Source organism: Syntrophorhabdaceae bacterium (assembly GCA_028713955.1).
Classification (GTDB): domain Bacteria; phylum Desulfobacterota; class Syntrophorhabdia; order Syntrophorhabdales; family Syntrophorhabdaceae; genus UBA5609.
Window position 1 is genome coordinate 1 of the sequence record JAQTNJ010000098.1, and the last position, 10,784, is coordinate 10,784.

General features: G+C 48.3%; 13 protein-coding genes. 11 read left to right on the forward strand and 2 right to left on the reverse strand.

Translation table 11 applies throughout. The annotated features are described in order from the left end of the window. The first annotated feature begins 445 nt into the window (after positions 1-445). The 10 genes from nudC (at position 446) to PHU49_09535 (ending at position 9,004) form a co-directional block, all read left to right on the forward strand. A complete protein-coding gene (gene nudC / locus PHU49_09490) occupies positions 446-1,246 on the forward strand; it encodes an NAD(+) diphosphatase (GenBank protein MDD5244237.1) in 801 nt (266 codons plus the stop codon). Next, positions 1,243-2,208, forward strand: coding sequence for an alcohol dehydrogenase catalytic domain-containing protein (locus PHU49_09495; protein ID MDD5244238.1), 966 nt, complete (start codon positions 1,243-1,245; stop codon positions 2,206-2,208). Before nudC ends, PHU49_09495 begins: the two co-directional genes overlap by 4 nt. Positions 2,209-2,227: 19 nt before the next feature. Further along, complete coding sequence (locus PHU49_09500; GenBank protein MDD5244239.1) at positions 2,228-3,364, forward strand: DUF523 and DUF1722 domain-containing protein; 1,137 nt, start codon at positions 2,228-2,230, stop codon at positions 3,362-3,364. A gap of 490 nt (positions 3,365-3,854) precedes the next feature. Then, the gene (locus PHU49_09505; protein MDD5244240.1) at positions 3,855-4,655 is read left to right on the forward strand and encodes a hypothetical protein; all 801 of its coding nucleotides are present in this window, start codon (positions 3,855-3,857) and stop codon (positions 4,653-4,655) included. 111 nt (positions 4,656-4,766) lie between these two features. Next, a complete protein-coding gene (locus PHU49_09510) occupies positions 4,767-5,639 on the forward strand; it encodes a hypothetical protein (protein MDD5244241.1) in 873 nt (290 codons plus the stop codon). 76 nt (positions 5,640-5,715) lie between these two features. Beyond that, positions 5,716-6,363, forward strand: coding sequence for a hypothetical protein (locus tag PHU49_09515; protein MDD5244242.1), 648 nt, complete (start codon positions 5,716-5,718; stop codon positions 6,361-6,363). 67 nt (positions 6,364-6,430) lie between these two features. Further along, positions 6,431-6,928: a hypothetical protein gene (locus PHU49_09520; GenBank protein ID MDD5244243.1), complete on the forward strand. Its 498-nt coding sequence runs from the start codon at positions 6,431-6,433 to the stop codon at positions 6,926-6,928. A gap of 98 nt (positions 6,929-7,026) precedes the next feature. Next, positions 7,027-7,797 (forward strand): HlyU family transcriptional regulator, encoded by a 771-nt coding sequence (locus tag PHU49_09525; protein MDD5244244.1) that lies wholly within the window; start codon positions 7,027-7,029, stop codon positions 7,795-7,797. Between the two features lie 74 nt (positions 7,798-7,871). Beyond that, entirely contained in the window at positions 7,872-8,732 is an 861-nt protein-coding gene (locus PHU49_09530; protein MDD5244245.1) for a hypothetical protein, read from the forward strand. Positions 8,733-8,824: 92 nt separating this feature from the next. Next, positions 8,825-9,004, forward strand: a complete 180-nt coding sequence (locus PHU49_09535; protein ID MDD5244246.1) for a hypothetical protein — start codon at positions 8,825-8,827, stop codon at positions 9,002-9,004. Positions 9,005-9,753: 749 nt separating this feature from the next. Here the strand turns inward: PHU49_09535 and PHU49_09540 are convergent. After that, positions 9,754-10,020, reverse strand: coding sequence for a hypothetical protein (locus PHU49_09540; protein MDD5244247.1), 267 nt, complete (start codon positions 10,018-10,020; stop codon positions 9,754-9,756). Between the two features lie 89 nt (positions 10,021-10,109). Continuing rightward, positions 10,110-10,313, reverse strand: a complete 204-nt coding sequence (locus tag PHU49_09545) for a hypothetical protein (GenBank protein MDD5244248.1) — start codon at positions 10,311-10,313, stop codon at positions 10,110-10,112. Between the two features lie 246 nt (positions 10,314-10,559). Between PHU49_09545 and PHU49_09550 the strand changes: the two genes are divergently transcribed. Then, positions 10,560-10,784: ATP-binding cassette domain-containing protein (locus PHU49_09550; GenBank protein ID MDD5244249.1), on the forward strand; the 225-nt coding region annotated here is incomplete at its 3' end.

Here is a 10,784-nt window from a genome sequence, read left to right on the forward strand (position 1 = left end):
TAATGTCATACCATAAGCAGCACTCTCTTTCAAGAAAAGGAACCGGGGGAAAACGTTCAAAACGTATTGTAGGACATTTGTTTGGAATATTTGATATTTGAGTTTTGATATTATGTAGAAAATAGCGCATCCCAGATACATCATCAGGACATCGGCGTCGGACTTTCCTGTAGCAAACCGTCGTGAGGGAAAGGCAGCAGAGAGCGGAGAGCTGAGAGCCAAGGGTAAACTCAACAAACCCAATGAACGCGAGCGATATAAACCAGCCCACACAGTGGGTGAGAAGGGGAGTCTCTTCGGGCTTTGCCCGAAGAGGGGGCGACGTAAGCCCCGGTAACAGCGCCGCTGGAGCTTAAATGAGCGTGTTTGCGGGGAAAGCCCGACGCCGATGTCCAACCATTGCGTAGATTTGACATTTTCCTTCGGAATAGGTGATTATTGTGTCATGGATAAACCTGCGTGGTGGTTCATCTTCAAGGGACACCGATTGCTGACGTATAACGATCACGGCACAATGTCCGTCCCTTTCCTGCGCGATGCGGGAGGATTGCAATTAAATTCATTGAGAATACAATCCCTTGGCAGGATCAACGACGCGCAGTGCTTCGCGGCAGAGCTGCCTGAGACCGTTGAAGCGCCTCAGGACATGGCCTTTTATGGTTTAAGGGGTCTTTTCGGAGCCCTCGACGAGAACCTCTATGGTATGGCAATCAGGGCACTGGGGCTGATAAATTGGGACAGGACCTCTCAATTTTGCAGCCAGTGCGGAGCAAAGATCGAGAGCAGGGCCGGCATCCCCGGAAAGGAGTGTACCGGGTGCGGTTTCATCAGTTTCCCCCGCATCTCTCCGGCAGTTATCGTTCTCGTTGAGAAAGGAAATAAACTTCTTCTCGCCAGGGCCAGCAGGTTTAAAGAGGATATTTACAGTGTCATTGCCGGTTTCGTCGAGCCGGGAGAAACCCTTGAAGATGTTGTGAGGCGTGAGGTGAAGGAAGAAACAGGGATAGACGTACGGGAGATCCGTTATTTCGGAAGCCAGCCGTGGCCTTTCCCTGATTCGCTTATGATCGGCTTTACAGCCCGGTATGCCGGTGGTGAGATAAGAATTGATGGTGACGAGATAGTCGAAGCGCAATGGTTTGATGTCAACAACCTGCCAAGCATCCCGGGAAAGATCAGCATTGCCAGATCGTTGATAGACTGGTTTATCGAGAAACATTCAAAAAAGGACGATGCCGGGATATGAAGGCAATCGTCTTTGACAATATACTCAGCTTCACCGAAGATCACCCGCTGCCGGAACTCAACAAGGCAAATGAGGCCCTCATCAAAGTAAGGGTAGCCGGTATCTGCAACACAGATCTTGAGATCATAAAAGGATACATGGGTTTCAAGGGTATCCCGGGTCATGAGTTTGTCGGCATTGTCGAAAAGGTTGATGAGCGCGACGGGGCGTTGATCGGTAAGAGGGTTGTTGGTGAGATCAACTGTGTATGCGGAGTATGTGATTACTGCATTGGCGGTCTCTCACGACATTGCCCCCAAAGAACGACCCTCGGGATATCGGGGAGGGACGGGGCATTTGCAGAGTACCTTACACTGCCCGTAGAAAACCTTCATGAGGTCCCTGACAATATCGCCGATGAAGAGGCGGTCTTTACTGAACCGTTGGCTGCCGCATTCGAGATACTGGAACAGGTGGATATAAAACCGACTGACAAAATCATCGTCCTCGGTGACGGGAAGCTCGGGCTTCTTTGCGCATTCGTCCTCGCACTCACAGGGACAGAGATCGCGCTTGCAGGCAACCACGAGCATAAACTTGCCATTGCGCGGGAAGCGGGCATTGCAGCGTATCCTGCGAACGACCTTCCCATTGGCAGAAAATATGATGTCGTCGTTGAAGCAACGGGGACCCCGGCGGGTCTTGAGAGCGCCCTTGAACTTGTGAGACCGAGGGGCACGATTGTCTTGAAGAGCACCGTGGCTTCAACGAGAGAGGTCGACCTCAACAGGATCATTATCGACGAGGTCACTCTTTTGGGCTCACGGTGCGGGCCATTCGAACCCGCGCTGCGGGCACTATCGGATAAAACTATTAACGTCAAACCGCTTATCAGCGGGATATTCCCGGCTAGCAGGGCGCTTGATGCCTTTGCGGCGGCCGTCCAAAAGGGCAGCCTCAAGGTCCTCATCGATTTCCGGTAAAGGAGAGAGAAGAGGCATCATGGAAAAGATAAACCCAGATTTTCCATTAGGACGAACACCGATGTCGGAATATCCATCGCAAACACGCTCATTCCGCTCCAGCGGCTCCAATCGCTCGCGTTCGGCTTCGGAACTTTTGCTTACGCAAAAGACCAAGCTTCCTTGCCTCACGACGGTTTGCTCAGGACAATCCGACATCGGTGCGAATGACGTATTAGGGATAAAGATCGGCATCAGCACGTGCCTTCTCGGCGAGAAGGTCAGATACGACGGCGGTCACAAGCATGACCGCTATATCACCGACACCCTCGGCCAATATTTTGATTGGGTCCCTGTCTGCCCGGAGGTGGGCTGCGGCCTTCCTGTACCGAGGGAGGCGATGCGGCTCGTCGGTGATCCTGAAGATCCAAGGCTCCTTACTATCAGGACCGGCATCGACCACACGGGCCGTATGAAAGAGTGGACACTGCGACAATTGGATGACCTCGCGAAGGAAAACCTGTCCGGGTTTATCTTTAAGAGCAGGTCGCCCAGTTCCGGCATGCAGGGTGTCAAGGTCTACAGTGAGAGCGGCATGCCAAGCCATAGAGGGGTCGGGCTCTTTGCGAAGGCCTTTATGAAACGATTCCCCTTGCTCCCCGTTGAAGACGACGGACGTCTGAACGACCCGGGGCTGAGGGAGAATTTTATTGAGAGGGTCTTTGTCTTTAAAAGGTGGCAGGAATTTCTCAAAAAGGGGGGTTCGCCGCGCGACCTCGTCAATTTCCATACCGGCCACAAACTCCTCGTCATGGCGCACAGTCCTCAACACCTCACAAAGCTTGGGCAATATGTTGCCGATCCCAGGGGACATAGCGGGAGATTAAATGACGTTTATATCGAAACCATGATGGAAGGGCTGCGCCTTGCCGCCACACCGAGAAAGAACACCAATGTCCTTTCGCACATCATGGGCTACTTCAAAAAATATCTTACGATTGACGAAAAACAGGAATTGCTGGAGATCATAGAACGTTACCATAAAGGGCTCATCCCCCTCGTAGTCCCTATAACGATCCTCAATCACTACGTGCGGAAATACAATGAGCCGTACCTGAAAACACAGCACTACCTGAACCCGCATCCCCTCGAACTAATGCTCCGCAATCACGTGTAACGCGATAAAGGCAGTGAATAGTGAACGGTGAATGGTGAATAGCAAAAAGCCGTCAGCAGTCAGCACACAGCCGTCAGCAATAAGTAAGGTCTGTCTGGTCTATTTAGTCTTGTTCGTCTTAACCTTGAACGTTGAACATAGAACGTTGAACAGGTGTTTCCTTACGACTTACGGATGTTCCGATTTCTGCTCTTCTGATTTTCATCGTCCCTCGTCCTAGCGCAGCGGACGTCCCTCGTCCCTCGGTCTTTATCCCTCTGCTCTTATCGCCAGCATCGAGTATCGAGTGACGAGTGTCAAGTATCCAGCATCCGGAAAAAGACATATTATCTTTTACTCCGTAATATCAGCAAAGACCATTTAACAGACATTTTCATGCTGCATTTTGTAGAAAAGACAGGAATATTTTGATTGATTTTTCTTTTGTCTGGGATATCATGTAAGAAAATACCAAGTTGGTATATTAAGTGTTGGGTGACAAAGAGCAGAAATGACAGCTGAAGAAAGAGAAGCCTTGGAAGAGAATATCGCGGCCTTTTTGTCCGCCTTTGATGAGCATATAAGGATCATAGCCGGAATCCAAGTCAACCGTAATCCAAAGAGATATAAGAAGATTCTTTACGTTACCGTGCTTGAGGCAATCGCAAAGGTCCGGTATCCCAGCAAAGGGGCTCGTGATAGATTCGTCAAACTCGTCCATAATTGCGGCGATTGGAACGACGCTGACCGCGTCAGTCTGCCTCATCTCGTGGCTGCCCTCGAAAGAACTTCTGATCCACAGTTCGAGCCACTCCGTCAGTTTGCCTATGCTGGGCTGCGTGACTGGGGTAGTGGCGGCCCGGTCTATCTTGAAAGCGATCCTGATTTGCCCAATATTCAAAGCCTTTGGCCGAAGGACAATGGCGGAGTGCTCCTCGCAAACCGAGATGTGCACTTAGAACTTCCTCAGTTAAGGCACGTCGAAATGCTGTATGCGTACAGGAATTATCTCGTCCATGAGTCTAGACAGCCCACTGCCGGTTTTGAAGAAGACGACGACATTGCTCCGTTTTATGAGTCGGTCAACATGCATCCCACGGTGTTTGGAAACAGAGTTTCCGAATGGCACCTCGTGTACCCAGCCGCATTCTTGGAAAAATTGTGCAATTGCTGCTTATCATCCCTTGGGGAATACCTTAGAGCGAATCAACGAGACCCATACCTCACTCTTAGAGACGGTTGGTATCTTGTTGAGCATCTTAATAATGATGGACGGTTTCCGGTTGTCAGCCCATTTTATCGGACACCATGAAACCACCCAACGAGGCGGTGCAGCCAATCGGCGAAAGCAAAGGCCGCTTTCGCCTCTGGCTGACCTCTGTGTTATGCTACATGGAGAAACTGATTAGAGTTGGAGGCGAGCATGAAGTATTGGAGAATCAATACTGATAGAAACGCAAGGGATGATGTTAGGGCCTGCGATCTGTGGTACGAGTTCGGCATGGCTTTTGCCGGAGATTTGGCAGAGACGGAACGGACACATGACACCGTCTTCTCCGGACTCTCTCCTGAAGATGGCGTCTTCATGCATCATAGCGGCTTGGGTGTGGTAGGTTATGGGATTGTGAAAGAGAAATGGGACCGTCAAACCTACAAAAAGGCAGAGAGACGGTTTTATGTGCGAGAGCCTTATGAGTACAGGATTGCAGTCAAATGGGATGTTGCCTACGATTGCCGGCAAAAACCTTTGCCAATAGCCCACCGTTTGCCATATGCGGGGACATATTCCGAAGTAGACCCTCGGAAGTGGGACGTTACCTCGGTCTTGAACGATCTACACGAACGAGCATCAGTAGCAAGCGAACCGAAAAACTCAGATGAACATGCCTTCAGGAACCCCACGGGGAGACAAGCACCAATATATGACGCCGCTGCCGACGCGGTGACCAAGATTCTTTCTTGTGTCGGGAGGAAAGTCTCCTTCAAATATCCAGGAAATGAGGGTGACAAGCACGGCGTTCTCAAAGACCGGGCCGTCATCGAGAGTACTAACGAATCTGGTTGCGTACCTTACTGGGATGTGGTTGATCTCATAGAATTCAAAGGAGAAAAAGAACCAGAATGGATTCGGATCGGCTACTACAGGAAACCCGGACAGAGCTTAAACTGGGGCAGCCAGACCACAATCACGGAGCCGACATCTATCTGGAAGAAGATTCTCGTGAATGCGGGACGTGAAAAGAAATGGTTCCGTGACCTGCTTGAGGACGCGCTGAATGAGCTGAAGAAAAGATAGCACAACGAGTGGGTGCAGCCAATCGCCAAAAAACGGGCTCTGGCTGACCCTCGTGTTAGCCTTTTGAAGGTAAGTTATGGATATTAAAATTCGATGGCCCAAAAAAGGGGATACTCCGTTTCTGCAAGGAGATACTATGTCTCCTGCTTGGGCTTCAATTCGTTGGCTCTTATCATTAGACGCGAATGATTCTATTTTTTCAATGGCTTTCAAGGAGGCAGGAGACAAGATAGTAAGAGAAATACATAGAGATGACGATGGCATGCCGGCTGATATCTATTTCATGCCAGTTGCATATCTGTATCGCCACAGCCTTGAACTCAAACTAAAACAAATTATCAGATTGGGCTGCGATTTAGAATTGTTAGAGTGCGATAAAAAGCTTTCTTTATTGTTGGGGAAGCATGAACTACATCCTCTTTGGAACTATGCGCGGAAAACTATTGAGATCCACTGGCCCGATGACGAAAAGGACGTTTTGGATACCGCTGGCAGAATTATCCAGGAATTCCACATCATCGACAACTCGGGTCAGGAATTACGATACGCTAAAAACCGGGCCGGTGAGAATACGTTAAGAAATATGCCAGAATCAGTCGACTTAACGCATTTACAGGATGTATTTGAAGCGGTTTTAAACTTCTTGGATGGATGTGAAATGGGTTTGAATGAAGCTGTTGATATTAGAAATGAAACGTTAAGCGAACTTACTCCGGATTATTGAGGCTGACCCTAAATTCAGCCGACCCGAAAAGCCGGGCGGCTGTTTAAAACGATAGCGGAAAAGGATTATGGTATACACAGAATTTCTATACAGTTTCTTTCTCGGTTTGTGCCTTTCGGCCCTTTGGGGCATTGCCACATGGCTTAAATGGCAGCACATGAAAAGTGGAACCATTCTTCCCACCGGTTCATTCACGGAGCACCATGGAGGAGCAGTCGGATATATCATTAATGCAGTTTGTATCGGCACTACACTTTCTTTTTGGTCGGGGTTGGGGTGGTGGCTGATCCTCACTATTGCTATGTTCCTTTTTCTTGGTGGATGGATTGCTACCCTTATTGAGCGGAAATTATACTGCAATCAGTTCCAGCTTGATACTATCGTATATGCCGCAAAGGAATACTCACGATTATCGAATACAGAAAGCGCGGCTGAAATTCTTATAGACGTCGCTCCAAAGTGGTGGATTAAGCTTATGCCATCTGGTTGGCAGAAGGAGCTACGGGGGAAACTTGAACAGGTTCTTCTCCCTGAAAACCATGATAGTGGAAGAAAAATCGGCTAACCAGCGCATCCACCGGATCGGCGAGGAAAGGCGCTCGCCTCCCGGTGATGCTGTCGTTCGGTCTATGAACCTGTGAAAATGGAGAGAAGACAGTGCCCGTGAACCCCCTTATCACCAACTGCCTCATTGACTCATGTACGTTTGACCCAAAATACAAGCCCGAGGATGAGGCTTCCGCCGAGATATTCAGGCTCTACAAAGAAGGGGAGCTTTTGATCCAAATTGCTCATTCAACCCAGAAAGAGATTCAACATCCCAATACGCCCGCTTGGGTCAAGCGCGAAGCCTTGAATCTGATCTACACGTTGCCGGTTAGCCTGATCGAGAGCGAGGTTCGAAAACTTCGCGAGATTGAGACTATTCTGGCAGGAAACGGCAAGATAGAGAATATCCTCCAAGACGCGCGCCATGTTTTTGAGGCACAAAAGTATGGGTCCTACTTCATCACGACTGACTCCCGCATATTGGACCGTGCCAGCAGGTTGCGTTCCGCATGCAATATTACCATCGTTAAGCCCAGTGAATTCCTCAGCATCGTGAAGCAATATCTTGAGAAGAAAAACCACAAGCAGACGTTTCGCTCGTTAGCAGAGTTCATTCCGACTCAAAAACCTCGGGAGGAAAACAGGATGGACACAGTGCCTTATAGGGGGTATCTCATTCAAGCAGCGCCATATCGGTTAGCTGACTCTGGTGAGTTCACCATAAACATCAGCATACTGCATGATACCGGCGATGCTATTAATATTCGCAACTTTGGTGCCAGCAATACGTTCAAGACGGAAAAAGAAGCGATTTATCATTGTATTGAATTTGGACGGCAAATCATTGATGGGAAGTTTGAAAATTGCACTGTCAGTGGTTTATGACCGAACCACTTGGTGCAGCCAATCGCCGATAAAACCGGCTCTGGCTGACCTTAAGTGTTCGGTGAAATAATATTATGAGCAACTACTTTCAATTTACAACAATATTCCAAATAGCACTGGTAAAAGATGCCCCGGTAAAAATTGTTCGTGACCCGGTAAAAATTGAATTCTTTTCAGGGCCTCGCTCATTTAGGGTGCCTGTTCAAGTGGGTTCTATTGCCGAAAAAGGGACGAATACTCCAATAGCAGAGAATACACTTTTATCAAGAGAAGCTCTTCTGAACCTATCGGGCGGGGAAAAATACGTAATGATAACGGCTCGAACAAAGGAGCGAAACCCGGCTATAGCGCGGAAGTTTTGCGAAACTGCAATCGATAGAGCAATCACGGACCTGTCTGTGCTTTATGGAACAGGTTTTTTTGCAAAAATCATTTACCGAGGGTGGCTAATTGATGACAATTTCATCGTAGAAGCTTGGTTATCGGTCCATGAACCTTTCCAAATACCACAGGATGCGGAGTCTATTCTGCTCGCTCTTATCAAACAGCAGAGTATGGATGCAGACATTAACCAGCGCTATGCAACTATGTCACGCTTTTTTTCGAAGTCTGTGTTGGTTCATCCAAGCGAGGAAAAACTCTTATACCTGTGGACAATTCTCGAGATTTTCCCGATGAAAAACACAACAGACATAAAACCGATCAGCGAGTATCTTTCCGCTAGGATAGGCAGGCCATCCGCAGATGTGAAAGAAAAACTTGCCATCGGGCGAGCCTTTGGTGTCCGCTCTAATCTTGTCCATAATGGCATCCTTACTATTGATATTTCAGAAATGGGAAAGTTTTTTGAAAAGCTGGAGAGTATATGCATTGAGGTGCTAAGAGGCATGAGTGGTATTGCCTATGACGGATCGCTGGAGAAGTATTTTATTTAAGCTGACTGAACCATTTGCTGCAGCCAATCGGCAACAAAGGGCGCTGCCTCTGGCTGAGCTTTTTGTTAGCCACGACGAAAGGATGATTAGCTATGGATAATAAGCAGTCGCATCTTGGCATGATTCAAGGCGTTGTGAACAGACTGTCTTCCAATTCGTTCTTGTTGAAAGGGTGGAGCGTGGTACTGGCATCTGCAATGTTTGCTTTTGCAGCAAAAGACTCAAAAATGATCTTTATATACCTTGCTTATTTTCCGGCCATCTCTTTTTGATGGGGTAAATGGGGTCAAAGGGGTAAATGGGGTCAAATCTTTATCCTTGACTTAGTCGATCTTTTATCTTCTTCTTCATACAGGTGTATAAATGGGGTCTAAATGGTCTAAATGGGGTCAAATCTTTATCCTTGACTTAGTCGATCTTCTATCTTCTTCTTCATACACGGTAAATTCTTGCCGGAGGCCAATGATGCCCGGAGTCTCTCACTTTCCACAGATACGGCACTGCAATCGACCCCTATGATCCCCCCGATATATCGCTGCGTCTATGGAACAGCCCCATAGCCATACTGCGGGCCATGCTTTTACATCCTTTCCAGGGCAATGCATCGGTAAACAAAAAGAAGACAAAGTCAATAATAAAGATTTGACCCCATTATGGCATTAATCACAACCAGATACGTCATGAGAGCATCGGTATCGGGCTTTCCTGTAGCAAACCGTCGTGAGGCGAGGAAGCTTGGTCTTTTGCTGTCAGGCAAAAGTTCCGAAGCCGAACGCGAGCGAATGTAAGCCGCTGGAGCGTATGAGCGTGTTTGTGGGGAAGAGCCCGACACCAATGCTCATCCTAGTGGAAGATCCGGGTTAAATGATTTTCGTTTGGGTATTCGGTCATTGGTGATTGGGTATTGATTGGTGGTTAATGTTTGGTTATTGGTTGCCAGTATCCAGTATCTGCGCTATGAGCTGTTATTTATCTGCTGATAACTGGATACCGGATTGCGTGGTACCCGGCATGGATGTACTTATTTCGTTAAACCCTTGACGATCTCCTGCGCGCGTTTTTCCGCCTCATCCATCTCTTTGGCGCACCCGTGGGTTCTCAAGAACTGTTTTACTTCCTCTACCCTCTGGGTCTGCCCCTTTTCGACGACATCGGAATACATCTCCATAAAAACCTTTTTGTCCTCCGGTGACAGGCACTCTTCCTGGGCGCCCACGGCACAAGGGAAAAACATAAGGAACAGAACGAAGACGAGAAAAACGGCGCAATTGATTTTATTGAAAGACATCAAACGCTCCCGTGATGATTATCGCCCGCATGTGTAAGGGGCATACCGCATCATCTCATGGAGGATATGGTATGCCCGGGTAATTATTTTCAGCAGCTGCAGGAACCGCTTCCGCAACCACCTTCAGCCTTCTTCGAGAGCTCCGATTGTATCATAAAACCTGCGCCCATGGCAGACTTCACAAAATCGATGCTGACCGGTTTTACCTCTTCAAAAAGTTCCTTGTTCATGATAAACGTAACACCCTTTTCATTAAAGATCTGATCATCATCATGTGGCTCATCCAGAGCCATACCCAATGAAGGCCCCGATCACCCACCCTCGGTCATCATGACCCGAATGGATTGAGAACCGTTTTTACCTTCAAGAAATTGCTTGATCATTTCACCTGCCATGTCAGATACCTCAAACATATTACACTCCTTTCCTTCAGTCTGTTATTGCTCGTTGCGCAATAACGGTATGCATTAGCATATACATTTCTCTGCCAATGTCAACCCCCGGGTATACCCCTGTCTATTTGAGATTTCGCTGAAAATATGGTCTTTTTAGGTATGCAGCCTGTTATCCGTGTTACAGATCTCTGGAAATATTACGGTGATGATGAACAGGGCGAGCCCGCGCTCCGGGGGACAAGTCTCGTGGTGGCTGCCGGCGATATTGTTGCCCTCTTCGGGAAAAGCGGCTCCGGCAAAACAACGCTCTTAAATCTTCTTGCAGGGCTGGACAGACCCACGCGGGGCATGATCGAGATAGAAGGACAG

Coding starts and splice junctions, on each gene's coding strand:
- PHU49_09495 (MDD5244238.1), top strand. CDS start 1,243: ATGAAGGCAATCGTCTTTGACAATATACTCAGCTTCACCGAAGATCAC.
- PHU49_09515 (MDD5244242.1), top strand. CDS start 5,716: ATGGATATTAAAATTCGATGGCCCAAAAAAGGGGATACTCCGTTTCTG.
- PHU49_09510 (MDD5244241.1), top strand. CDS start 4,767: ATGAAGTATTGGAGAATCAATACTGATAGAAACGCAAGGGATGATGTT.
- PHU49_09535 (MDD5244246.1), top strand. CDS start 8,825: ATGGATAATAAGCAGTCGCATCTTGGCATGATTCAAGGCGTTGTGAAC.
- PHU49_09500 (MDD5244239.1), top strand. CDS start 2,228: ATGGAAAAGATAAACCCAGATTTTCCATTAGGACGAACACCGATGTCG.
- PHU49_09520 (MDD5244243.1), top strand. CDS start 6,431: ATGGTATACACAGAATTTCTATACAGTTTCTTTCTCGGTTTGTGCCTT.
- nudC (MDD5244237.1), top strand. CDS start 446: ATGGATAAACCTGCGTGGTGGTTCATCTTCAAGGGACACCGATTGCTG.
- PHU49_09530 (MDD5244245.1), top strand. CDS start 7,872: ATGAGCAACTACTTTCAATTTACAACAATATTCCAAATAGCACTGGTA.
- PHU49_09545 (MDD5244248.1), bottom strand. CDS start 10,313: ATGGCTCTGGATGAGCCACATGATGATGATCAGATCTTTAATGAAAAG.
- PHU49_09540 (MDD5244247.1), bottom strand. CDS start 10,020: ATGTCTTTCAATAAAATCAATTGCGCCGTTTTTCTCGTCTTCGTTCTG.
- PHU49_09505 (MDD5244240.1), top strand. CDS start 3,855: ATGACAGCTGAAGAAAGAGAAGCCTTGGAAGAGAATATCGCGGCCTTT.